17 protein-coding genes are annotated in these 25,329 nt (G+C 68.0%); 10 read left to right on the top strand and 7 right to left on the bottom strand.

What is annotated here, in order from left to right; all coding sequences use genetic code 11:
- The first annotated feature begins 47 nt into the window (after nt 1-47).
- The gene (locus AB0C34_RS00235) at nt 48-572 is read left to right on the top strand and encodes a gamma carbonic anhydrase family protein (protein ID WP_357065659.1); all 525 of its coding nucleotides are present in this window, start codon (nt 48-50) and stop codon (nt 570-572) included.
- A 7-nt stretch (nt 573-579) separates the two neighbouring features.
- Here the strand turns inward: AB0C34_RS00235 and AB0C34_RS00230 are convergent, their stop codons facing one another.
- Together AB0C34_RS00230 and AB0C34_RS00225 are read right to left on the bottom strand one after the other, a co-directional pair.
- A complete protein-coding gene (locus AB0C34_RS00230) occupies nt 580-1,203 on the bottom strand; it encodes a phosphoribosyltransferase family protein (protein ID WP_357065656.1) in 624 nt (207 codons plus the stop codon).
- A gap of 11 nt (nt 1,204-1,214) precedes the next feature.
- On the bottom strand, nt 1,215-2,069 hold the full coding sequence (locus tag AB0C34_RS00225) for a carbon-nitrogen hydrolase family protein (RefSeq protein WP_357065654.1): 855 nt from the start codon (nt 2,067-2,069) through the stop codon (nt 1,215-1,217).
- 62 nt (nt 2,070-2,131) lie between these two features.
- On the opposite strand from AB0C34_RS00225, the gene AB0C34_RS00220 reads away from it, so the two are divergent.
- Together AB0C34_RS00220 and AB0C34_RS00215 are read left to right on the top strand one after the other, a co-directional pair.
- Nucleotides 2,132-3,925 (top strand): DEAD/DEAH box helicase, encoded by a 1,794-nt coding sequence (locus AB0C34_RS00220; RefSeq protein ID WP_357065652.1) that lies wholly within the window; start codon nt 2,132-2,134, stop codon nt 3,923-3,925.
- 116 nt (nt 3,926-4,041) lie between these two features.
- A complete protein-coding gene (locus tag AB0C34_RS00215; RefSeq protein ID WP_357068360.1) occupies nt 4,042-7,428 on the top strand; it encodes an AAA domain-containing protein in 3,387 nt (1,128 codons plus the stop codon).
- On the opposite strand, the gene AB0C34_RS00210 is transcribed toward AB0C34_RS00215, so the two are convergent.
- Complete coding sequence (locus tag AB0C34_RS00210) at nt 7,398-8,582, bottom strand: amino acid deaminase/aldolase (protein WP_357065649.1); 1,185 nt, start codon at nt 8,580-8,582, stop codon at nt 7,398-7,400. The genes AB0C34_RS00215 and AB0C34_RS00210 overlap by 31 nt on opposite strands.
- 44 nt (nt 8,583-8,626) lie before the next feature.
- Nucleotides 8,627-9,106, bottom strand: a complete 480-nt coding sequence (locus AB0C34_RS00205; RefSeq protein ID WP_357065646.1) for a TetR family transcriptional regulator — start codon at nt 9,104-9,106, stop codon at nt 8,627-8,629.
- Between the two features lie 404 nt (nt 9,107-9,510).
- Here AB0C34_RS00205 and AB0C34_RS00200 point away from each other — a divergent pair, with 404 nt between their 5' ends.
- Complete coding sequence (locus AB0C34_RS00200; RefSeq protein WP_357065643.1) at nt 9,511-10,257, top strand: tyrosine-protein phosphatase; 747 nt, start codon at nt 9,511-9,513, stop codon at nt 10,255-10,257.
- 7 nt (nt 10,258-10,264) lie between these two features.
- Here AB0C34_RS00200 and AB0C34_RS00195 read toward each other — a convergent pair whose 3' ends face one another.
- Nucleotides 10,265-11,521, bottom strand: a complete 1,257-nt coding sequence (locus AB0C34_RS00195) for an AMP-binding protein (protein WP_357065640.1) — start codon at nt 11,519-11,521, stop codon at nt 10,265-10,267.
- A 92-nt stretch (nt 11,522-11,613) separates the two neighbouring features.
- The gene (locus tag AB0C34_RS00190; RefSeq protein ID WP_357065638.1) at nt 11,614-12,408 is read right to left on the bottom strand and encodes an enoyl-CoA hydratase/isomerase family protein; all 795 of its coding nucleotides are present in this window, start codon (nt 12,406-12,408) and stop codon (nt 11,614-11,616) included.
- A 38-nt stretch (nt 12,409-12,446) separates the two neighbouring features.
- On the opposite strand from AB0C34_RS00190, the gene AB0C34_RS00185 reads away from it, so the two are divergent.
- The 6 genes from AB0C34_RS00185 to AB0C34_RS00160 all read left to right on the top strand — a co-directional run bounded on the left by AB0C34_RS00185 (nt 12,447) and on the right by AB0C34_RS00160 (nt 23,927).
- A complete protein-coding gene (locus tag AB0C34_RS00185) occupies nt 12,447-13,472 on the top strand; it encodes a glutathione S-transferase C-terminal domain-containing protein (protein ID WP_357065635.1) in 1,026 nt (341 codons plus the stop codon).
- Between the two features lie 98 nt (nt 13,473-13,570).
- The gene (locus AB0C34_RS00180; protein WP_357065632.1) at nt 13,571-14,302 is read left to right on the top strand and encodes a hypothetical protein; all 732 of its coding nucleotides are present in this window, start codon (nt 13,571-13,573) and stop codon (nt 14,300-14,302) included.
- Nucleotides 14,299-15,291, top strand: coding sequence for an ATP-binding cassette domain-containing protein (locus tag AB0C34_RS00175; protein ID WP_357065630.1), 993 nt, complete (start codon nt 14,299-14,301; stop codon nt 15,289-15,291). The genes AB0C34_RS00180 and AB0C34_RS00175 overlap by 4 nt, the downstream gene beginning before the upstream one ends.
- Nucleotides 15,288-16,070: an ABC transporter permease gene (locus AB0C34_RS00170; protein WP_357065627.1), complete on the top strand. Its 783-nt coding sequence runs from the start codon at nt 15,288-15,290 to the stop codon at nt 16,068-16,070. The genes AB0C34_RS00175 and AB0C34_RS00170 overlap by 4 nt, the downstream gene beginning before the upstream one ends.
- A 92-nt stretch (nt 16,071-16,162) precedes the next feature.
- Nucleotides 16,163-20,056 (top strand): ABC transporter ATP-binding protein, encoded by a 3,894-nt coding sequence (locus AB0C34_RS00165; protein ID WP_357065626.1) that lies wholly within the window; start codon nt 16,163-16,165, stop codon nt 20,054-20,056.
- Between the two features lie 103 nt (nt 20,057-20,159).
- Nucleotides 20,160-23,927, top strand: a complete 3,768-nt coding sequence (locus tag AB0C34_RS00160; RefSeq protein ID WP_357065623.1) for a multifunctional oxoglutarate decarboxylase/oxoglutarate dehydrogenase thiamine pyrophosphate-binding subunit/dihydrolipoyllysine-residue succinyltransferase subunit — start codon at nt 20,160-20,162, stop codon at nt 23,925-23,927.
- 169 nt (nt 23,928-24,096) lie between these two features.
- On the opposite strand, the gene AB0C34_RS00155 is transcribed toward AB0C34_RS00160, so the two are convergent.
- Nucleotides 24,097-25,149, bottom strand: coding sequence for a porin PorA family protein (locus AB0C34_RS00155; RefSeq protein ID WP_357065620.1), 1,053 nt, complete (start codon nt 25,147-25,149; stop codon nt 24,097-24,099).
- Nucleotides 25,150-25,329: the final 180 nt, after the last annotated feature.

Below are 25,329 nucleotides of genomic sequence, written 5' to 3'. Positions count from 1 at the left end.
GCGTCCGCCGCGAACTATCGCGCGCGACGAGCGTTTACGGTGTACGAGTGCCACTCTACGAATTCGAAGGCAAACGACCCCGGGTCGATCCGACGGCGTTCATCGCGCCGACCGCGACCCTGATCGGTGACGTGCGAGTCGAGGCGGGGGCCTCGATCTGGTACGGCGCGGTGCTGCGCGCCGACCTGGCGCCGATCACCATCCGAGAGCGCGCCAACATTCAGGACAACGCGGTCCTGCATGTGCCGCCGGACGTACCGATGGAGATCGGCCCAGGCGCGACCATCGCGCACAGTGTGGTGTTCCACGGCGCCGCGGTCGGCGCGGAGGCCATTGTCGGCAACGGCACCACGGTGCTCGACCTGGCCAAGATCGGCGCGGGCACCATGATCGCCGCGCACTCGCTGGTTCAGCCCGGCACCGAGATACCCGATGGTGTGCTGGCGGCCGGATCACCCGCGCAGGTGAAGCGGCCGATCGAGGGCACCCCCGCACAGCTGTGGATCCAGCAGAACCCCGGCTTCTACGCCGAACTCGCACAGCGCCACCGCACCGGGATCGCCGAGGTCTGAGCCACGTTCAGCGCAGCAGCACCGTGACCTCGTCGTCGTCGAGTTGATGGAAGTCGTGGTAGGCGGTGCCGACACCGCCGAGCGACCTCGGCACCCACGGACAGACCACCTCGTCGGCGTCCTCGGCGACGCGCTGCACCGCCTCCGCGGAAGACACCGGGACCGCGGCCACGATCCGGGTGGGCTGATGCAGGCGCGCGACCCGGCAGGCGACCACCACGGTGGCGCCGGTCGCCATCCCGTCGTCCACGATCACCACTGTGCGTCCTCGCAGCGGAATCCTTCCAGTGGCGCCACGCAGCACCTGCTTGCGCCGCTCCAACTCGGCGCGCTCGTCATCTTCGATCGACGCCAACTGCTGCGGCGATACCCCGGTGTGCGACAGCACATCCGGATTCAGTACCCGCACCCCGTCCTCGCCGAGGGCGCCCATCGCAAGTTCCGGCTGCCACGGCACCCCGAGCTTGCGCACCAACAGGATGTCCAGATCACCCCCGATGACCGCACGCACCGCGGCGGCGACCGGGACACCGCCGCGCGGCAAGCCGAGCACCAACGGATTCGAGTCTCGCAGGTGTTCCAAACGCGCACCCAACGCGCGACCGGCTGATGCCCGATCGGTGTACATCATCCATTCGAACGCTACTCCGGTGCACGCTCGGTGATCGCGAATCGACGCAACGCGAGACTGGGATTGACGCTACGGACCTCGGCCAGGTGCGCGAGGTCGATTCGGGTGGTGAGCACACCGGGCTCGTCCCCGAGTTCGGCGAGCACCACGCCGGTCGGGCCGACGATCATCGAGGCGCCCGCGCCACGCGGGGCGGACTGATCGGCGGCGGCGAGGTACACGGTGTTCTCGATGGCGCGCGCTCGCACGAGCGTGGTCCATTGGTCGATTTTCGCCGGACCGGGAATCCACTGCGCGGGCAGCAGCACCACCTGCGCGCCCGCCGCGGCGACCCGGCGGATGCCCTCGGGGAAGCGCAGATCGAAGCAGGTCTGCATGCCGAATGTCACACCCGCGACGGTGAATGTGACGGGCGTCTCGATGGCGCCGGGTTCGACCACGTGGGACTCCAGGTGTCCGAAGGCGTCGTAGAGATGCACCTTCCGATAGCGTTCGATGAGGGAGCCGTCCGGTCCGAGCACGACCAGGGTGTTGCGGATCCGGTCGCCGTCGGGGGCGACCTCCTCCACTGTTCCAGCGACCAGAAACACCCCGAAATCGCGCGCGATGGCCCCGAGGCCGGTGACGAACGGGCCGGTCAACGGTTCGGCGACGGCTACGACCCGCTCATCGAGCCGCGTCACCGCAAACATCGAGTATTCCGGCGCGACGACCACCCGCGCCCCACGATCGCGGGCCGTGCGCACGTACCCGCGCAGCGCGTCGAGGTTGGCCGACGGATCGGTCGAGGGGGCGAACTGGACGACCGCCACGTCCAGCTGATCCGGCGCCAGGTTCTCATGCGCGAGCGAGGTGTCCAGTTGCATAGGTCTCACCGTATTGGGGCGGTGGCCGGGACGACCAGCAGGAGGCAGTAAACTCCTGGTCAATGAGCACCAATCAGGTCGACAGCGTTCCTGGCGACAACGACAGGGACACCGAAGGCCCGTCTTTCGCCGACCTCGGTATCGATGACCGTATCCTCGCGGCCATCGCGGACGTCGGCTACGAGTCGCCGTCACCCATCCAGGCTGCGACGATTCCTCCGCTGCTCTCCGGCGCCGATGTCGTCGGTCTGGCGCAGACCGGTACCGGCAAGACCGCCGCCTTCGCCATCCCGATCCTGATGGGCTTGGAGGCTTCCGGCCGACACCCCCGCGCTCTCGTGCTCGCCCCGACCCGCGAGCTGGCGATCCAGGTCGCCGAGGCGTTCGGCCGCTACGCCGCGCACATCCCGGGGCTGCACGTGCTGCCGATCTACGGCGGCCAGAGTTACGGCGTCCAGCTGTCCGGCCTCCGCCGTGGCGCGCACGTCGTGGTCGGCACGCCGGGCCGCGTGATCGATCACCTGGAAAAGGGAACGCTCGACCTGTCGCAGTTGCAGTACCTGGTGCTCGACGAGGCCGACGAGATGCTGAAAATGGGCTTCCAGGAGGACGTCGAACGCATCCTCGCGGACACGCCGTCGGACAAGCAGGTGGCGTTGTTCTCCGCGACGATGCCCGCCGCGATCCGCAAGATCTCCAAGCAGTATCTGCACGATCCGGTCGAGATCACGGTCAAGGCGAAGACCTCGACGGCCACCAACATCACGCAGCGTTGGGTGCAGGTCTCGCATCAGCGCAAGCTGGACGCGCTCACCAGGATCCTCGAGGTCGAGTCGTTCGAGGCGATGATCATCTTCGTGCGCACCAAGCAGGCCACCGAGGAACTCGCCGAAAAGCTGCGCGCCAGGGGCTTTTCCGCCGCCGCGATCAACGGCGACATCGCGCAGAACCAACGCGAGCGCACCATCGGTCAGCTCAAGTCCGGTGCGCTGGACATCCTGGTCGCCACCGATGTCGCCGCACGCGGGCTGGACGTGGACCGCATCTCGCACGTGGTCAACTACGACATCCCACATGACACCGAGTCCTACGTGCATCGCATCGGCCGCACCGGGCGGGCCGGGCGCAGTGGCGAGGCACTGTTGTTCGTCGCGCCGCGCGAGCGGCACCTGCTCAAGTCGATCGAGCGGGCGACCCGCCACCCGCTGACCGAGATGCAACTGCCCAGTGTGGAGGACGTCAACGCGCAGCGGGTCGCCAAGTTCGGCGATACCATCACCGAGAATCTCGCCGCGGCCAATGTCGCACTGTTTCGCACCCTGATCGAGGATTACGAGCGCGAGCACAACATCCCGCTCGTCGATATCGCGGCAGCGCTGGCAATCGGTTCCTACGACGGCGACAACTTCTTCATGGAACCCGAGCCGGAACCGGTCGAGCGTCCGCAGCGCGACCGAGCCCCGCGTGAGCGGCCCGCGCGTCGCTTCGAAGACGACCGCCACGCCGGCCCTTCACACCACCCCACCACCGGAGCAGAACTGGCGACCTACCGGATCAGCGTCGGCAAACGGCATCGTGTGGTGCCCGGCGCGATCGTCGGCGCCATCGCCAACGAGGGCGGCCTACGGCGCAGCGATTTCGGGCATATCAGCATTCGTCCCGACCACAGCCTGGTGGAGTTGCCCGCGCAACTGCCCGCCGAAACACTGGAAGCATTGCGGCGCACCAGGATCAGTGGTGTGCTGATCCAGCTGCAACTCGACCAGGGCCCGCCGCAGAGCCGCTCGTTCACCCGGGGCCCGCGCCGGGAGCGCGACCATGTCAAACGGCCGGAGCGGCGCAAGCCACGCTCCTGAACCGGGGAGGGTTCGCCGAGGTCAGACGCGCTAGCTACAGTGTTGCCGTCCGTGCGTAATGAGGCGCACGCTGGCAGCGGGTGTCCCGCGAAGACACAGGAGGGGCGCGTTTGTTCGTGTTCGGTGATCGTGTCATCTGCACCGCCGTCGATTTGGTGCGCGCGGCGCGCTGCGAATTCGCGCTGCTGCGTGCCCTCGACGCCGAAGTGGGCACCATCCAGGTCGATCCCGGTGCCGCGGAACACCTGTCCGAATCGTCGCGCGGATTCGACGAACACCGGAGCCGCCGCATCGCCGACCGCGACCGGTTCGGCGATGCGATGGTGGAGGTCAAACGCCCACCCGACGCAGTCGGGGACCCTGCCGAATGGATAGCGACACTGACCGCGGCGCACACGCACACCGTCGCGGCGCTGCGCGCGGGCGCGCCGGCGATTTACGATCCGACGTTCTTCGATGGGCGATTCGATTTCTCCTGCGACTTCTTGCTGCGCGCGGATCATCGGGTCCGTTACACCGTGCACGGCACCGCGCGCACCCTGCCGGATCGGGTCGGCGGCGCAATCGAACTCGCCGCTTGTGCCGACGCCTTGGACCGCGCCGGCGCGCTGACCGCGCCGCTGCTGCGGCTGCACCTGGGCGCGGATAGCAGCGCCCACGCGCTGAGCGAGCTGTTGCCCGTGTATCGCGCGCGCCGACGTCGCGTGGAACGCATTCTGGACGAGAAACTCGGCGAACTGCTTCCGGTGCAGTGGGGCGATCCCCGCTATCCGGCTTGCGGCCGCTGCCCGACCTGCACCGCGGCCTTGTCTGCCGCGCGCGATCTGCTGCTCGTGGCAGGAATGCCGGCGGCGACCCGCATCCGCCTCCGCGACGCCGGCGTGAGCAGCATCGATCGACTGGCTGTCACCGAGATCACCGTGCCCGGCGTGTCGCAACGCACCCTGACCGCTCTGCGACGTCAGGCGAAAATCCAACTGCGACGTGAGGATTCGGGACAGCCGACGCACAGCCTGGTGGACGCGATCGCCCTCGGTGCGCTGCCGCCGGCCTCCCCCGGTGATCTCTCGCTCACCGTCGCCGGTGGCGGGCGGCGACCACTCATCGTCGAGGTGGGTGGGCCGGGCACCGTGCATCTGTCGTTCCGCGGTCCATTCGGTGTGGCAGGCGAGCCGGACAGCGAGGCGGCCGGGCGGCGCCGGGCGCTCGAGCAGGTGCTCGACTATCTCGTCCGGCGGCGGCGGATGTATCCGGATTTGCACATCTATCACTACACCTCAGCCGTCCGAACGGCGCTGCAGCATTGCACAGGGCGATACGGCGTCGGCGAGGAGATGGTGGGCGAGCTCCTGTGCGACGGCGTCCTCGTCGACCTCTATCCGATCGTGCGCAGTGCCATGATCGTCGGCGAGCAGTCCTACCGACTTCGCAGCGTGCGGCGGCTGCTGCCCGACGCGGCGCATTCGCCTGCCGCCGAACGTGATTGCCTCACTCTGTTGCGGCTGCGCGACTGGTTGCTCGACCGCGCCGCCGAGCAGCGCATAGATCCGCGGGGGGTGACACTGGACCGGACAACCTCGTGGTGCGCCGTAGCAGGCCCCGGTGAAGAGTCCGCGCCGCCGTCCCGACCATCGTCACTGGAGGCCGCGCTCACGGAATATGCTGCGGCACAGCATAATCCGTTGCATGCCGCCGCCATGATGGCCGCCGCGCTCGGCTACCATCGACGCGAGCGGCAGCCGTTGTGGTGGGCGCATGCCGACCGACTCAGCCATCCGGTCGACGAATGGGCCGATGCCCCCGGGGTGCTGATCGCCGAGTGGGGCACGGTCGACACCAAATGGCATCGCGTCCCCGACCGTTCGACGATGCGGCGATACCTGACGCTGACCGGTCGGATCGCGACGAACGGGAACGGCGCTGCGGGGCCGAGCGCGCTGGCCCCTGGCACCACCGTCTACACCTTCTACGAGCGGCCGGTGGCCGCCGGTATGGTCACCGCCGTCGGCCGACGCGCGACGGCGACGGCGACAGTACTCGGCTGTTCGGTGGACGCGGAGTTCGACGACACCGTCCGACTGGAAGAACGGCTACCCGACGGCTGCGACCCTTACGAAGAACTGCCGACCGCGATCGCGCCCGGTCTGCCCGCCTGGGACGAGAACGCCGAGATGGCGGTGGAAGTCGCGGCGCAGCACTTGCTCATGACGTTGCCGGACATACCGCGCGAGGCCGTCTTCGACCTTCTTGCGCGCCGCCCACCCCGGCTGCGCGACACAGCCGGGCTTCCGCCGGTGCACGGCGATCACGCCGCGGCGATCACCCGCGCCGTACGCGACCTCGACCGCTCGTACCTCGCGGTGCAGGGACCATCTGGAACCGGCAAGACCTCGACCGTGGCCCGGGTACTCGAACGGCTGGTCACCCGGCACAAGTGGCGGATCGGCGTGGTCGCACAGGAACACTCGACTGTGGAGAACCTGCTCGACGCGATCGTGCGGATCGGCGTGCTTCCGGAACTGGTCGCCAAGAAGGATGTCGCGGCCCTCGCTCCGGAATGGGCCGTGATCGATGCCGAGCGCTATCCGCGCTTCCTGGCCAACGCCATCAGCGGGTGCGTAGTCGGTGGCACCCCGGCCGATTTCACGAACGAGGACGTAGTGCCGCGTGCGTGCCTCGATCTGCTCGTGGTCGCCGACGCCGGCCGCTTGCCGCTGGCCGACGCCGTCGCGGTCGCGGCGTGCGCGCGAAACCTGCTGCTGCTCGGCGATCCCGTCCTCTCGGCCGCGCGCAGCGCCCACCCGGCCCCGGTCGGCGAGTCGGCACTCGGCTGGCTGGCCGAGGGCCGCCAGACCCTGCCCGCGGCCCGCGGCTACTTCCTGGACCGGACCTGGCGCATGCATCCGGCGGTGTGCGAGCCAATCTCCCGGCTGTACTACGACGGCCGGCTGCGCGCCAACGAAACAATCACGCTCGCACGGCAACTCGACGGCGAGGAACCCGGCGTGCGCACCGTCCTCGTCGACCATCACGGCAACTCCACCGAATCGGTGGCCGAGGCACGCGAGGTGGTGCGGCGGGTCCGCACGTTGCTCGGCATGTCGTGGACGATCGGTACGACGACCCGCAAGCTGCACCCACACGACATCTTCGTGGTGGCGCCCTACGCCGCACAGGTCGGGCAGATCCAAACCTTGCTGGCCCGCGCGAAGATCGAAGACGTTCTGGTGGGCACGCCGGATCGGTTCCGCGGCCGGGAAGCGGCCGTAGTGTTGCTCTCGATGACCACCTCCAGCCCCGCCGACGCCCCCTACGGCATGCCGTTCCTGTTGTCGCGCGGCCTGATCCTCGCGGCACTGTGCCGCGCCATGTGGGAGGCGGTCATCATCCGCTCGCCGCTGCTCACCGAATACCTGCCCGCCATACCGGACGAGGTCGCCGACCTGGCCGGCTTTCTGCGACTGGGCGGCGGTCAGCCGAAGCAGACACCTTCGCCGCGGTAGGTCGGCACGGAAGTGCGGGAACCGTCGGTGTCGACCAGATGCACCGTGTCGAATCGCTCACAGAGTTCACCGGCCTTCGCGTGCCGAAACCACACCCGATCACCGATGCGCAGCCGCGCGGCGCCGGACAGCGGAGTCTGTACCTCCCCGGCGCCCTCGGCGCCGAGCAACTTCACTCCGCTCGGCCAGACCGGCTTGGGCACCCGCGACGGCCCGGCCGGACCGGAGGCGATATAGCCACCCGCGAACACCGTGGCGACGCTCGGTGCTGGTCGCCGCAGCACGGAGGTGGCGAAATACAGGGCCGGCCGCGGGGTGAAGGAGCGGTAGCTGTCGAACAGCGTCGGCACGTACAGGCCGGAACCCGCGGTGACCTCCGTGACTTCCGGATCGGCCACGCTGACCTCGATCGATCCGGTGCCACCGCTGTTCACGATCGCCAGCTTGCCGGCCACCGAGCGGACCGCGTCGAGCACCGCGCCACGGCGTTTGCCGATCTCCGCCGCCGACGCCCGCTTCATAAGGCGCACTGCGGCATTGGCGTCGGACAGCCCGGCGATCTGGGCCTCGTAGGTCATCACGCCTACCACCTCGAAGCCGCGGCGCACCGCCGCGCTCGCGAGCGCGGCGGCCTGATCCGGCGAGCGCACCGGCGAACGGCGCACGCCGAGGTGGAGCGGGCCGATCCGCAGAGAAGCGTCCACGTCCAGGCACACGCGCGGGTGCACTCGGTCGGTGCCTACGGCGGCGCGGATCAGCTCGAGGTGGGCGACATCGTCGATCATCAGCGTGATCGACCGCACCAGGATGTCGTCAGCAGCCAGTTCGGCCAGTGCCGCCCGATCCACACTGGGGTAGCCGAGCAGGATGTCGCGGGCCCCGTGGCCCACCAGCCAAAGAGCCTCGCGCAGGGAGTAGGCCATGATGCCGGCGAAACCGCCGGCGGCGGTGAGATCGGCGCCGAGCACTTCGGCGAGGACGGCGCGGCAGCGCACAGACTTACTGGCGATACGAATCGGTGTGCCGCCGGCGCGGCGGACCAGATCGGCGGCGTTCGCGCGCAACACGGCCAAGTCGAGGGCGGCCAAGGGTGGTTCGAGTTCTGCGGTGGCGGCGTCCAGCCCCGCGATCGGCGACGTCTCGGTCACCAGCATCACTCAACCATCAAACTGGTCAGGCGTCCAGTAACCCTGGTAAGCTACAACTCGACGGCCTTCGTTGCCAAGCAACAGACGAGATCGTCCATGACAACCAGCATGGTTTCATCGTTGCCGTCGGCCAGCCAGCGCAGAACGGCTCCCCGGACCAGTGAGACGACATAGGCGGCGATCGCCTCCACCGGTTCGATCCACTGGGTCGCCGATCGCGCGGCGCACAACTTCAGAAACGCGCCGACCTCGGTGTCCATCTCCTGGTACGCAGCCAACGCGGTCGGGTCATTCGCACACGAGGTTCGCAGACCCCAGCGAGCGCTCAGCGTGTGCACTGTCGCCTCATATGCCTTGATGTGCTTGGTCGGGGCGGCCGTAATCAACGGCCAGTACGCACTGACCCCCGCGTGCAGTAGGACCCGCAGCGCACGGACCCCGGTGTAATCGAGCCCGGCCGCCGCGCCTTCGACCGCCTCGCAGATGGTCGGCCGCAGCCGTGCCCCTGCCACTTCTCCACGTACGCTCAACGACGACTCCCTCAGGGAAAGAACGCGACGCACCTACGTCGGCGCGACTCGCTGAACATGGCGGGCAACCTCGGGAAACCCCCCAGGCTGCCCGGTCCAACGCTCACCAATGGTAGTGCGCTTTCGGGGTTTGAGAACAGTTTCAGTGGGTAATTCCAGACCAGAAGAATGTTTTGTTACCCAAACGGAATGCCCGTCTGGGCACCGCTCGGCGCGCGGAATTCCTGCCATGCCGGTGGATCTCAGCCGTGCCCGGCTCCATGAGAAACCGTCAACCACTCTACGGTCCGGCTGTCAGCGCACCGCATCCTGTGATCGATCACACATTAGAATCACTCAAATCGGGCCTTGTCCCAATCCGGTGCCACCACGCCTTTCCGCCATCAGGCCGATAACCTGGATCCGTGACTGTCTCGCCCCCCGCCGATCAGTATTTCCTCTCCGGCACGTTCAACTTCCGGGACACCGGCGGGTTGCGCACGGTCGACGGCGCCAAGGTTCGCCCGAGCGTGCTACTGCGCTCGGCTCAACTGAGCGGGCTGGACGACGACGGCCATGCGGCCCTGCGCGAGTTGCGCATCAACCACGTGCACGACCTGCGCGGACACCACGAGATCGACCACTTCGGCGCCGACCGGCTGCCCGAGGGCATCCGGCTCGCCGTCACTCCGTTCGACTCCAGGATGGCCGAGGCACCGCCACACGAAGCGACCGCGCAGACCGCCTACACCCACATGCTCGAGGTCTATCGAATGTTTCCCGCGCTGCCCGAGGCGCACGCCGCGATCGTCGCCATCGCCGAGTCCATCGTGCGTGACGAGGGCGCCGTGCTCGTGCACTGCGCCGCGGGCAAGGACCGGACCGGCTGGGCCGTTGCCACGATCCTGCGCGCCGTCGGCGTCACCGAGGCCGACATTCTGGCCGACTACCTACTCAGCAACGGAGCCATTCCGGCCCTTCGCTCGCTGATCACCTCGAAACTGCTTGCCGGTGAGGAGATCTCGGTAGACCTGCTGGGCGTGCGCGAGGAGTACCTCGACATCGCGGGCGACGCGATGCGCGAGTTGCATGGTGATCTCGACGGCTACCTGTCCGCGATCGGATTCGGCGCCGACCTACTCGCTCGGCTGCGCACGCGAATGCTGGAGTGAGACGAAATCATTCGGCGCTCACCACATCCCTGCGCACCAGGCCGTCGGCGTCGATGGTCACCTGATCGCCGGTGTGGAACCAGGTTCCAGTGAACCGCGCGGCAGTGGTGGTCGGGTCGTTCCAGTAGCGCGGCGTGACATTCGGTCCACGGCACAGCAACTCGCCGTGGCCCACGGTCGCCTTCGGGCCCCACAGCGCCAATTCGGTACCACCGAAGGGAAATCCGAGTACCACTTCAGGGTCCAACCGGCCCGCCGACCGCTCGGCGTCGTCCACGGCGAGGCCGATGCCACTGGTCTCGGTCGCGCCCCAGACCGACCACTGGCGGGCACTCGGGAACATGCCGCGCAGTTGCGCCGCGAGGTCGGCGGACGTGGCCGGTACGGCGGCGCGTTCCGAGCGGTGACCGGCCTTGCTGATCCGGGCGATGCCGTCGGTGCACAAACCATCGGCGCGCAACTCGGCGAGTTCGGGCAGCAGGCCCGCGAAGATCCGCGGGGTCGCCGAGACCATATCGATCCGTTCGGACGCAATGGCTTCGGCGAGCGCTCGGGTACCGCGGGCGAGCACGACGGTGCCACCGACCGCGAAGGTCGGCAGCATTTGATCGACACAGCCGCTGGCATGCGCCAGCGGCAACAGCATCAGGTTGCGTAGCCCGTCGGTCGGCAGATCCAGTGTGGCGACCATCGAACGCACAGCCGACAGCAGGTTCTCGTTGGTCAACTCGACACCCTTGGGCGTGGCGGTTCCGCTGGTGTAGCACAGCAACGCCAGATCACCCAGTGCCGCACCGTCATCGATGTACGCCGCTCCGTCGGGCAATTCGGCGTCACCGCACGCGCGTCCGAGCACGAAATCAGCGCGGCTATCGGCGATCACCCGCTTGGCGACCGCCTCGGGCAGCCCATCGTGCACGAGCACCGGCACCGCGCCACTGAGCAACGCGCCGAGAAAGGACTGCACCCAGCGCGCGCCTGCGGGCATGTGGATGGCGACCCGGTCGCCGTAACCGATCCCGTGCTCTTGCAAACCGCCCGCGATCCGGGAGGCGGAGTGCCACAACTCGCGGTAGGTCAGGCGCGGACCGCCGACCTCCACCACCGCCTCGCGCATGGAGAACGCGTGTACTTGCAGATCCAGCAGCTCGGTCAGCGCGGGCGTGAGGTTTCCGTAGCGCAACACCCCATCGGCGCCCCTGGCCAGCGGGTTGTCCCAGACATGTGGACGGGGCAGGGGATATTCGACGAGCAATGGCGACATTCGTCCTCCGCGTGCCTCGGGTCAGCAGGCACTGCGACTATATGACGGGTGTCACAATTTCGCTGGAATAGGCGGTGAACGTGTCCTACCTGTCACCGGCCGGAGTAACTGGCCTTCCCCGGACCGACCGCGAGGAAGCTGCGTACCGCACCGCGCAGATCGTCGGTGGCGAACAGTCCGGCAGACACCTCCGGCGTCACCGAATCCGCGTGCGCCACACCGCCGGAACGCCATGCTTCGATGATTTTCTTGGTCGCCGCGTGCGCCATCGTCGGGCCTTGAGCCAGCCGGTGGGTCAGGGCCCTCGCCGCCGTGTCGACGTCGTCGTGCACGGCGTTCACCACGCCCCAATCGGCCATGGTCGCCGCGTCGTACAGATCACCGGTCAGCACGAATTCTCGCGCCCGACCGGAGCCCGCCCGCTCGGCGAGGCGCTGCGGGCCGCCCATCGACGGGGTCAGCCCGACCACGGTCTCCACCAGACCGAACTTCGCCTTCGGCGCGGCGAGCAGGATGTCGCAGGCGAGCGCGATCTCGAACGCGGCGGTCAAGGTCAGCCCGTGCGCAGCGAACACCACGGGGCACGGCAGTGCCTCCAGCGGGTGGATAATCTGCGCGAACAGCGTGCGCCACAGTTCGGCGCCCTGCTCGACGGTCAGTCCGTCGAACACGTGCACATCGACACCGCCGGAAACCACCTTGCCCTCCGCGCGCAGCAGGACCGCGCGCGGCGGGCGGGCCGACAACTCGGCGATATCGGCGATCAGGGCGTCCAGCATCGACCGATCGAACAGGTTGAGCGGCGGATGGGCGAGGGTCAACGTCGCCACCTCCGCGCCACTGTTGGTGATCTCGTGTTCCAGCAGCGTCGCCTTCGGTGCACTCATCCGACCAGCCTAGGACCTCGATCTGCGACACTGTTCTGGTGACCAAGTCGGCCAGCGAAAGCGGTTCCTACGTCGAACCCGGCGAGTTCGAACGGGACACCAACTACATCACCACCCGGATCACGGCCGATGGCCGCGACGGCTATCCGGTCGAACCGGGGCGCTACCGGCTGGTCGCCGCGCGAGCCTGCCCGTGGGCCAACCGGACGCTGATCGTGCGCCGCCTGCTCGGACTCGAAGAGGTGCTCTCGCTCGGCCTGTGTGGCCCCACCCACGACAAGCTCAGCTGGACCTTCGACCTGGATCCCGGCGGAGTCGACCCGGTGCTCGGGATCCCCCGGCTGCGTGACGCGTATCTGGCTCGGTTCCCGGAGTACCCCCGCGGCATCACGGTGCCCGCGATCGTGGACGTGCCGACCGGGCAGGTCGTCACCAACGACTACGCACAGATCACCCTGGACTTCGCCACGGAGTGGACCGACCTGCACCGGCCCGGTGCGCCGCAGCTGTACCCAGAGGCGCTGCGCGCGGAGATCGACGAGGTGAGTCTCGCGGTGTTCCGCGACGTCAACAATGGCGTCTACCGCTGCGGTTTCGCCGGGGCGCAGGACGCGTACGACGCCGCCTACGACCGTCTCTTCCACCGGCTGGACTGGCTGTCGGAACGCCTTGCCACGCAACGCTATCTGGTCGGCGATACGATCACCGAGGCCGACGTGCGGCTGTTCACCACGCTGGCTCGATTCGATCCGGTGTACCACGGGCACTTCAAATGCAACCGCTCCAGACTGACCGAGATGCCCGTGCTCTGGGCCTACGCGCGCGACCTCTACCAAACTCCCGGTTTCGGCGACACCATCGACTTCGGGCAGATCAAGACGCACTACTACGTCGTGCACCGCGACATCAACCCGACCGGGATCGTCCCGCAGGGACCCGACCTGTCGAACTGGCTGACGCCGCACGGGAGGGAAGCCCTCGGCGGCAGACCGTTCGGCGACGGGACCCCGCCACCTCCACCGCGGCCGACCGAACGCGTACCCGCGATATCCGGTCCGGACTAGTGGAACCGATCCGGCCGGGTAGTTCGTTGTACTGACGAGCTGACGGCCACCGGTGCCCTACAGTTCTCCAAGCAGACCGGAAGAGGAGGATGCCGCCGATGTACCAAGGCGCGTTCGAGAAAACGGTGGTTCAGCTGCTCGATACCGGGTCCCGCCTACAGGCACCCGCGGTCGCCAGATACGTCGACCGAATCCGGCGCTCCCATCCGGACGAAAGCCCCGCGCAGGTCATCGAGCGGTTGGAGAAGCAGTACCTGCTCGTGGTGACCGGTAGCGGCAGCGCGGTCGGCGCGACGGCCGCCGTGCCTGGTGTCGGCACCATCGCGGCGATCGCGGCGGTCAGCGCCGAGACCACGTTCTTCATGGAAGCGTCGGCGGTGTTCACGCTCGCGGTGGCGGCCGTGCACGGCATCTCGCCGGAGGACCAGGAGCAGCGCAGGGCGCTGGTGCTCGCCGTCGTGCTCGGTGAGAGCGGTATGGAGATCGTGCAGAAGAGCGTCGGCACGTCGGCGAAGAACTGGGGCGCCGTGTTCGCGAACCGGATTCCCGGCCTGTCGAGCATGAACGATTCGCTGTTGAAGCGGTTCATCATCCGGTTCATCACCAAGCGCGCGGCGCTCATGGCGGGCAAGGTGCTGCCCGCGGGCATCGGCGCGGTGATCGGAGGCGCGGGCAACCGCGCACTGGGCAAGGCGACGATCACCAACGCGCGCAAGGCCTTCGGGCCCGCGCCGGTGGTGTGGTCCACCGACCGGCATCTCATCGTCGACGCCGATCCGCTCGCCGCGATCGATCCGACGAAGCCACAACCTCCGGCCCCGCCGCGATGAGCGGAGCGCGTCAGCTCGCACTCTCGGTCCGGGCCCTGACCAAGCGGTACGACGTGACGACCGCCGTGGAGAACGTGAGTTTCACCGTGGCGTTCGGCACGACGGCGGCTCTGGTCGGTCCGCCCGGCGCGGGCAAGACCACCATCCTGCGAGTGCTGCTCGGCCTGACCTCCGCTACTTCCGGAACCGCCTCGGTCGCGGGACCCACGGCGGCCGGGTCCGCGCCCGGTCATGCTGTCGGTGGCGTGCTCGCACCGCGCGGTCTGCATCCGGCCAGGACGGCGCGAGATCATCTGCGCATCTACGCGGCCGCGGCGAGTGTCGCGGCCGCCCGGGTGCTCGAGGTGCTGGAGATGGTCGATCTGCGCGCGGCGGCCGCGACGAAGATCGGCGCCATGTCGCTCGGGCAGCAGACCCGGCTCGCGCTGGCGACCGCGCTGCTCGGCGATCCCGCGTTGCTCGTGCTCGACGAGCCGATGAACGGACTCGACACCGCCGAAAGTGCCTGGCTGCGAGACTTTCTGCGCGAGCACAGCCGACGAGGCGGCAGCGCGCTACTGTCCAGCGAAAGCCTCGCGGCGGTGCTCCCCGGGGCGGACAGCCTGATCGTATTGAACGAGGGCACCGTGATCTACGAGGGCAGCCCGGCGCGGCTGCGGCGCGGACATCCGGATCGGCTGGTCGTTGCGGCGTCGTCGCCGATCGCACTGGCGACCATGCTTGCCGCTCGAGGCTTTACCGACGCGGTGATTCGCACCGATGGACGGCTCGCCGTGGCCGAGGCGACCGAGCCACAGATCAGGGCGGCGGCCGCTGCCGCGCACGTTCGGCTGGACAGCATCATCCCCGACCAGATCCACCCCGACCGGGTACTCGCGTCGTTGACCAAACCCACCGCCGCTCCCGCACCGCGGTATCCGGGTCCGCCCGCGCCCGTCGGAGTCGCCAACCAACAACCGTCGCCGATGCCCTACGGAATCTCACGATGATCCCCCGCCTTCCGCCAGACCTCCTGCCGAATGTCGACGCCGAGGTCCGCAAGACCCTCACCTTGCCGGCGACCCGCGTACTCGGCTACTCGATTCTCGGCATCGCCTTGATCGCCGGTATCGGGTCGGCGAGCCTGGCCGGCCCGGCGGACCCCAAGGGCGAACCGGCCACCGGAGCCGCGACGATCGGGCTCTACGTGGGTCTCGCGGTACTCGTGCTCGCGGCCGCGGTCTTCGGCGCCGTAGCCGGCGGCGGGGAATATCAGCATCACACCATGCCGGTGACCGCGCTGTTCAGCGCCGATCGTGATCGGCTCGCCGCAGCCAAGTTTCTGGTCACCGGGTGCTTCGCCTTGGCGACGGCGTTCCTGGTGGAATTGGTCGCTCTCGTCCCCCTGCTCGGCATCGGCCGGGGCAAATTCGGCTTCACCGCCGAGTTGGTCGCCGTGCTCGGCGGCGGGTTGCTCGCCGCGGTCTGCTGGTCACTGATCGGCGCGAGCGTCGGCATCCTGCTGCGTTCGTCCGTCACGGCGGTGTGGTTGCTGCTCGGCGGAATCATCGTCGCCGAGCCGCTGTTGTGGCTGATCGCGCGCGGTATCGGCATGGCCGAGAGCGTGACCCTACTGCCGGTCTCGGCCACCATCGGCACGGTGGCGGTCGGCTCCTATCCCGACAGCGATTTCCTCGCCCCCACGCCGGCCGCCATAGTGGTCCTGCTGCTGTGGACCGTCGGCTTCGGTGCGGCGAGCTGGTGGAGCCTGCGCACCCGCGATCTGTGATCCTCGCCGAGCAGACGGCGTGCGCTACTCATCGACGGGTATCGGTACCGTCGATGAGTAGCGCATGACGGCAAAGAGGGTGAGCACCAGACGTGAACGGGGGCGCCGGTCCGGGGTGGATACGGAGGCTGTGGGCCGAATGCAGGCCACACGGCAGGGTGCTGGGCGGGATCGCGACGGCGGTACTGGTCGGCGCGATGGTCGAGACCGCGGGGCCGCTGCTGACCAAGCGAGCGGTCGACGCCGCGGGCAGCGCTGACACGGCCGCGATCGGCGCGGTCGCGGGATTGATCGTGCTGGTGGCGATCGGCCGGTCCCTGGCGGGGTTCGGGCGCCGGATGCTGGCCGGCCGACTGTCGTTGGACGTGCAACACACGTTGCGGTTGGACATCCTCGGGTCGTTGCAGCGGCTGGACGGCACCGGACAGGACACCATCCGCACCGGGCAGGTGGTATCGCGGTCGATCACCGATCTGCAGCTGGTGCAGGGTCTGCTGGCGATGGCCCCGCTGTCGGGCATGGCGTTGCTGGAGTTCGTGCTCGCCGCCGCGGTCATGGTCTGGCTCTCGCCGCCGTTGGCGGCCGTCGCGCTGCTGGTGGTTCCCGCGATCGCGGTCGTGGTCTACCGGATGCGCCCCCGGTTGCACGCGGCGACCTGGTCGGCGCAACAGCGCGCCGCCGACCTCGCGCAGCACGTGGAGGAGACCGTCACCGGCGTGCGGGTGGTCAAGGGCTTCGGGCAAGAAGCGCGGATGGTCGACCTGGTGGAACGGCTCGGCCGCCGGCTGTTCGCCGAGCGGATGCGCGCCGCGCGGATCGACGCCGCTTTCGCGCCGACCGTCGCGGCGATTCCGCAGGTCGGCATGGTCGCGGTGATCGCGCTCGGAGGTCTGCTCGCGCTGCACGGGATGATCGGGATCGGTACCTTCGTCGCGTTCGCCGCCTACGTCGCCACCATGACCGGTACCGCGCGCATCCTGTCGTCGGTGATCGTGATGGCCCAGCTGACCAGGGCCGCGGCCGAGCGAGTTTTTCAGGTGATCGACGCGGCGCCCGATCTCGCCGATCCGGAACATCCGGTCGTGCTGCCGGACGGACCGCTCGGCATCGAAATCGACGCACTCACCTTCGGCTTCGACGCCGATCAGCCCATTCTGCGCGAGTTGGATCTGCGGGTGCGGCCCGGCGAGACGGTGGCGATCATCGGACCGGCAGGCTCGGGCAAGTCCACGCTCGCCCTGCTGCTTCCCCGGTTCTACGCACCGAATTCCGGCAGCATCCGATTGTGGTCCAACTATGCCGTGTCGCAGGCACAACGCGACAATGGAGCGGACCACTCCAGCCTCGAACAGTCACGCACAGGCGATGCGCTCGGTGTCGACATCGCCGACGTCCGCGCCGCCGACCTGCGCGCTGCGATCGGTGTCGTCTTCGATGACCCCTTCCTGTTCTCCGACACCATCGCCGCCAACATCGCGCTGGGGCGACCGGAGGCCACCGACGAGGAGATCAGGCAGGCAGCGGCACAAGCCGCCGCCGACGACTTCATCACCGAACTGCCCGACGGATACGACACCGTGGTCGGCGAGCGTGGCCTCACCCTCTCCGGCGGACAGCGGCAGCGGGTCGCTCTGGCCAGGGCATTGCTGGCGCGGCCGCGCATCCTGGTACTCGACGACGCCACCTCCGCGGTGGACGCGGTGACCGAGGCCGCGATCTTCGACGCGCTGCCCGACGACGGCGAACGGACCACGCTCATCCTGGCGCACCGGGAATCAACTCTCGCGCACGCTGACCGCGTCGTCCGGCTGCCCGCACCCACCGGGCACGTCGCCGCCGCACCGGACACCGGGGCTGCCGGAATCCGGACCGGGCGGGCACCATCCGCGCGTCCCGGCGGCGGCGCTTTCGCGGGCGCGGCGGCAGACCTGAGCGAGACGCCCGAGTTGCGCCGCGCCATCGAGCGCCTGCCACCCGCCACCGAGCAACCGGAGCTGGACGCACAGCGCTTGCGCGCGCCCGATCCGTTGTTCCGGCTTACCCGCATGCTGCGCCCGGTCCGCCTGCTGGTGCTGACGGTGATGGCGCTGCTGGCGGCGGACGCGCTGATCGGCATCGCGTTCCCGCCGCTGGTGCGCTACGCGATCGATGACGGCGTGCTCGGCGATCACGCCGAGGTGCTCGTGCACACCACCCTGTTCGGGGTCGCCCTGGCCGCCACCGGATGGGCGGTCGGTGCGGCGACCACGGTGCTGACCGCGCGCACCGGGGAGCGGGTGCTGTTCACCCTGCGGGTGCGCAGCTTCGCGCACTTGCAACGACTAGGGCTGGACTATTACGAACGTGAACTCTCCGGCCGGATCATGACCAGGATGACCACCGACGTCGATGCCCTGTCGACATTCCTGCAGACCGGGGTGGCCAGCGCCCTGGTCGGAGTGCTGACGCTGGTGGGCATCGCGGTCGCGCTGCTGGTGATCGATGTCTCGCTGGCGCTCGTGGTGCTGGTGACGCTGCCCGTTCTGATCTTCGCCACGGCACTGTTCCGACGGGTGTCGTCCACCGCGTACACGGTGTCGCGGGAGCACGTATCGGCAGTCAACGCCGATTTCCAGGAGAACGTCTCTGGATTGCGTGCGGTGCAGGCCAACCGGCACGAGCCACGTGCGGCCCGCCGCTTCGCCGAGTACTCGCAGCGCTACCGCGACAGCCGGATGCGGGCGCAACGGGCCATCGCACTCTATTTCGCGTTCGTCGTCGGATGGGCGGATCTGGCGCTGGCCGCGGTGGTATTCGTCGGGGCGCGCGAGGTCGCCGCCGATGCCACCAGCGCCGGAACGCTGATCGCGTTCGTGCTGTATCTGCAGCTGTTGTTCGGGCCGATCATGCAGCTGTCCCAGGTGTTCGACGGGTACCAGCAGGCCCGGGTCGGCCTGCGCCGGATAGGTGAGTTGCTGCGCACGCCTTCGTCGATCACCGCCGATCCGGCCGACCCGGCGCCGATCGAGGCGGGGTTACGCGGCGACGTCGCCTTCGATGACGTCCGATTCCGGTACGCGGGCAGTCCGGTTCCGGCTCTGGACGGTGTGTCGCTGCGGATCCCGCCGGGTTCCACCCTCGCCCTGGTCGGGCCGACCGGCGCGGGCAAGTCGACCGTCGTCAAGTTGTTGGCACGTCTGTATGACCTGCCCGGTGATGTGTCGAACGGCACAGACGGTGCTGTGCCGGATTCCGATGTGGTGGAAGTCTCGACATCGGGCGGATCCGGACCCGCCGGCGGTGCTGTCGCAACGAAGAACAGAGCGGTCCCGGCCGTGCGCGACAGTGCCGGTGCGGCCGAACAGAACGGTGCCGACCCCGTCCGACCTGGCGCGATCCGCGTGGACGGTGTCGATATCCGCGACTACCGCCTCGCCGATTACCGCGCCCGCCTCGGCATCGTCCCGCAGGAAGCGCACCTGTTCACCGGCAACGTGGCAAGCAACATCGCCTTCGGAAAACCGTCCGCGACCCCCGCGGAGATCGACGCAGCCGCCGCCGCGGTCGGCGCGACCGACATGATCGCCGCCCTGCCGCTCGGGATGGGCCAGCCGGTCGGCGAGCGCGGCCGCGGACTTTCGGCGGGACAGCGTCAACTGATCGCGCTCGCCCGCGCCGAACTGGTGGCCCCTGATCTGCTGCTGCTCGACGAGGCCACCGCGACGCTCGATCCGGAAGCCGAGGCATCGGTGCTGGCAGCGAGCCGATCGCTGAGTCGAAACCGCACCACGGTGATCGTCGCGCACCGGCTCGGCACCGCCGCGCGCGCAGACCAGATCGCCGTGGTCGACCACGGAAAAATCGTGGAATTCGGTGCGCACGTCGAACTACTCGCGGCCGCGGGACCGTATGCCCGGCTGTGGGCAGCGGCACACGAGACCGAAGGAATATTCTCAGGTACTGACGAGTCGTCACCAATGTGGTCGGGGGTGTCGGGTGGTCGGTAGATCCGCCGATCGGCTGCTGGGCCTATCCTCGGATAGGGCGCATCGGCGCGATTGCTGATCCCCGTGCCGGGCACGTCACACACGTCGCAGCGCAAAGAACGAAATGAGGCGAACACCTGCTGTGAGCAGCACAACTTCCCAGTTCGGACAGAACCAGTGGCTAGTCGACGAGATGTATCAGAAGTACAAGCAGGATCCATCTTCGGTCGACGCGAGCTGGCACGAGTTCCTGGCCGACTACACGCCTGAGGTGAGCGGTGATTCTGGTAACAGCCAGACCGCCGCCGCGCCCGCGCCACAGAATGCCGCCCCGACTCCGGCAGCCGCGCCGTCACCAGCTCCGGCCACCGCGGTCGCTGCTCTCGCCGCCCCGAAGACGGCCCCCGCGGCGGCCTCGAAGCCCGCCCCGGTCACCGCACGCGCCCCGCAGACCACCCCGGCACCGACCTCGAACGCGGCGCCCACCTCCGGTCCGAAGCAAGCCGACACCGCCACCGATGAGACCAAGGTGCTGCGTGGCGCCGCGGCGGCGGTGGCGAAGAACATGGCCGCTTCGCTGGCCATCCCCACCGCGACCAGTGTGCGCGCCATCCCGGCCAAGCTGATGATCGACAACCGCCTGGTCATCAACAATCACCTCGCCCGCACCCGCGGCGGCAAGATCTCCTTCACCCATCTGCTCGGCTACGCCATCGTGCACGCGGTCCGGGCATTCCCGAACATGAACCGGCACTACGCCGAGATCGACGGCAAGCCGAACGCGGTCACCCCTGCGCACACCAACCTCGGCCTCGCCATCGACCTGCCGGGCAAGGACGGCAGCCGCTCCCTGGTCGTCGCGGCCATCAAAGGCTGCGAGGCGATGACCTTCGGGCAGTTCCACACCGCCTACGAGGACGTCGTGCGCCGCGCTCGCGAAGGCAAGCTGACCGCCGAGGACTTCTCGGGTGTCACCATCTCGCTGACCAATCCCGGCACCATCGGCACCGTGCATTCGGTCCCCCGCCTGATGAACGGGCAAGGCGCGATCATCGGCGCGGGCGCCATGGAGTACCCGGCCGAGTTCCAGGGCATGAGCGACGAGCGCATCGCCGAGCTCGGCATCGGCAAGCTGATGACGCTGACCTCCACCTACGACCACCGGATCATCCAGGGCGCGGAGTCCGGTGACTTCTTGCGCACCATCCATCAGTTGCTCATCGCCGACGAGTTCTACGACGAGATCTTCCACGGCCTCGGCGTGCCGTACGAGCCGGTGCGCTGGCGCAAGGACGTCCGGGAGCGCGGTGTCGACAAGAGCGCGCGCGTGATGGAAATGATCGCGGCATACCGCAATCGCGGCCACCTGATGGCCGACACCGATCCCCTGCGCCTGGTCAAGGACAAGTTCCGCAGCCACCCGGACCTCGACGTCACCCAGCACGGCCTGACCCTCTGGGACCTGGACCGCACGTTCAACGTGGCGGGCTTCCACGGTCAGGATCAGATGAAGCTGCGCGACGTGCTGTCGGTCCTGCGCGATGCCTACTGTCGCCATGTCGGTGTGGAGTACACCCACATCCTCGATCCCGAGCAGCTGGAGTGGATCCAGGAGCGGGCCGAGCAGAAGCACGCGAAACCGACTGTCGCGCAACAGAAGTACATCCTGAACCGGCTGAACGCGGCCGAGGCGTTCGAGACCTTCTTGCAGACCAAGTACGTCGGGCAGAAGCGCTTCTCGCTGGAAGGCGCCGAGACCGTCATCCCGATGATGGACGCTGTCATCGACCAGTGCGCCGAGCACTCGCTCGACGAGGTCATCATCGGTATGCCGCACCGTGGCCGCCTGAACGTGCTGGCCAACATCGTCGGCAAGCCCTACTCGAAGATCTTCACCGAGTTCGAGGGCAACATGAACCCGGCGGGCGCGCACGGCTCCGGCGACGTGAAGTACCACCTCGGCGCGCACGGCACCTACCTGCAGATGTTCGGCGACAACGAGATCGAGGTCTCACTGACCGCCAATCCCTCCCACCTGGAGGCGGTCGACCCGGTCCTGGAGGGTCTGGCCCGCGCCAAGCAGGACCTGCTGGACAAGGGCGATGGCCCGGAGGGCTACTCGGTTGTGCCGCTGATGCTGCACGGCGACGCCGCGTTCGCCGGTCAGGGCGTGGTCGCCGAGACGCTGAACCTGTCGGGTCTGCGCGGTTACCGCGTCGGTGGCACCATCCACATCGTGGTGAACAACCAGATCGGCTTCACCACGGCGCCGGAGAACAGCCGCTCCACCGAGTACTCCACCGACCTCGCGAAGTTCATCGGCGCGCCGATCTTCCACGTGAACGGCGACGACCCGGAGGCGTGCGACTGGGTGGCGCGTCTGGCGGTCGACTTCAAGCAGAAGTTCCGCAAGGACGTCGTGATCGACATGATCTGCTACCGCCGTCGCGGCCACAACGAGGGCGACGACCCGTCGATGACCCAGCCGTACATGTACGACGTCATCGACACCAAGCGGTCGGTCCGCAAGGCCTACACCGAGAGTCTGATCGGCCGTGGCGACATCTCGCTGAAAGAGGCCGAGGACGCGCTGCGCGACTACCAGGGCCAGCTGGAGCGCGTGTTCAACGAGGTCCGTGAGCTGGAGAAGTATTCGCCGGAACCGAGCGAATCGGTCGAGGGCGACCAGACGGTGCCCGCGACCGTCGTGACCGCCGTGGACAAGACGGTCCTGCAACGCATCGGCGACGCGTTCCTCAACGTGCCCGATGGCTTCAACGTGCATCCGCGGGTCAAGCCGGTGCTGGAGAAGCGTCGCGAAATGGCCTACGAGGGCAAAGTCGACTGGGCCTTCGCCGAGTTGCTGGCTTTCGGCACGCTGATCGACGAGGGCCGCGCGGTGCGCCTGACCGGTCAGGACTCGCGTCGCGGCACCTTCACCCAGCGGCACGCGGTGATCATCGACCGCAAGACCGCCGAGGAGTACACCCCGCTGCACAACATCGGCAGCGAGCACCCGGGCTGGTTCGCGGTGCACGACTCGGCCCTGAGTGAATTCGCCGCTGTCGGTTTCGAATACGGCTACTCGCTGGGCAACCCCAATGCGCTGGTGTTGTGGGAGGCGCAGTTCGGTGACTTCGTCAACGGCGCCCAGCCGATCATCGATGAGTTCATCTCCTCCGGTGAAGCCAAGTGGGGCCAACTGTCGGACGTCGTGCTGCTACTGCCGCACGGCCACGAGGGCCAGGGCCCGGACCACACCTCCGGCCGCATCGAGCGCTTCCTACAGCTGTGCGCGGAAGGTTCGATGACCGTCGCGGTGCCGTCCACCCCGGCGAACTACTTCCACCTGCTGCGCAGGCACGCACTGGACGGCATCCGCCGCCCGCTGATCGTCTTCACCCCGAAGTCGATGCTGCGCAACAAGGCCGTGGTCTCGGACCTGAAGGACTTCACCGAGAGCAAGTTCCGCTCGGTGTTCGACGAGCCCGCCTACGAGCAGGGCATCGGCGACCGCAGCAAGGTGAAGCGGATTCTGCTGACCAGCGGCAAGCTCTACTACGAGCTGGCTGCCGAGAAGGCCAAGCAGAAGCGTGAGGATGTCGCGATCGTACGGATCGAGCAGCTCTACCCGCTGCCGACCTTCCGCCTGAACGAGGCGCTGGCCGGTTACGCCAACGCCACCGACATCGTCTGGGTCCAGGAGGAACCGGCCAACCAGGGCGCATGGCCCTTCTTCGGCCTCAACCTCCCGGAGATTCTGCCCGACCGCCTCGGCAGACTGCGCCGCATTTCCCGCCGCGCCATGTCGGCCCCCTCTTCGGGTTCGAGCAAGGTGCATGCGGTGGAGCAGGCCGAGATCGTCGCGGAAGCGTTCGAACCGACCGCATAGTCCCCGGACCTGACGCCGGGTCGAATCGCTCTCTCACTCAGTGCGATTCGACCCGGCGTTCGTCTTTCGACCGACTGTGTCGCCGGCAGTTGGGCAGTCCCGCCCCGGCGACATCTCGACAGCTATCGAGGGTGTCGGAGCAGGCCCGCGACAGCGCGGTGGCGGCAGATCACGGAGTTGTCGTCCGAGGCTTGCGCCAGCGGACCAGGGCGAGCACGGCGAGGCCGATCCCGACGATCACCAGAGCGACCGGCAGCCATATTCCGAGCACCGACAATATCGTCGAGTTCTTCGACATCGTGTCCGCGGCGGCGGAAACCTCGGAGTCCGCCGTATGCAGCTTCACGATCGACAGCGGAAGCGTCGGCACGTCCTTTCCGTCTACCGGAACGGTCACCGCCATCGTTTGGGCTTGGTCGACCTTCAGCGGCGCGCCGAGTCGATTGTCCACCGCGGCCGCGATCACATTCGTGCTGCCGAACCCGATGTTCACCACGTCAGGCAGGGTCGGCAGTGCCGCAGTGAGGATCGCGCGCGATGATTCCGGTACGACACCCGCCTGCAACAAGCCGGCCACCGCCGTCTTGGGAAGCTGCTTCGGGAAGTCTTTGAATTGGGCGAGGACAGTCGGGCTGGTGATCGGACCGGCAGCATCCACCTTGTAGTTGAACACCTCGCGGCCGGCGAGAGTGCCCTCGTCGATGTAGGTGGCCGCCTGGGCTGAGCGAGTCACCGAGTCGTAGAGGGTAGTGCCATCCTTCGGCGGATCCATCGGCCAGCTGAAGGCTATGCCACTGTGCGCCTCGAACGTTGCCTGCTTGTCCGCGGGGACCAGCGACTGTTGTTGACTTTCGCTAATCGCGACCGGCGAATAGTCCACGCGGTTCACGGCATAGGTGTGCACATCGTCCTGCGTGGACGCGTCCGGCAGGTTGAGTACCGCCTTGCTGGTGATGATGGCGGTGTCTCCGTCGACCGCGTCGACGGTGAGCGAGCGGTCGGCGGTGATCGGCAGCTCCGGCGTGAGCAGATTCGCCAGATCGTTGGACGCGAACGCCTGCGGATTCAGCGCCTGCACTGTGCCTTCGTACTTCTGCGCCTGGTTCAGGTCGGCGGGCAGTTTCGTCAGCGACGGCAACGCCACGAACTTGATGATCACCGCGCCGATGATCAGGACGATCCCCAACACCAGCCAAAGCATTGAGGATTTGCGGACAGACATCGATGAGCTCCCTTGGTGCCGATGGGCCATAGGCGCACGCTCTTGATCAGGGCGCGCGCGCTGGACCAGTGATTCGCCGCTGCGACCTGTCGATGCGCCGGGTCAGAGGTGTGGCGAACCATCCCAGCTCCTTGCGGTCTACCAGACAGCGTGTTGTGACCCGAATCACCTTATCCGCCT

Source organism: Nocardia sp. NPDC049220 (assembly GCF_040647855.1).
Classification (GTDB): domain Bacteria; phylum Actinomycetota; class Actinomycetes; order Mycobacteriales; family Mycobacteriaceae; genus Nocardia.
The sequence above is the reverse complement of the archived record's forward strand: the minus strand, read 5'-3'. Positions and strand labels throughout refer to the sequence as shown.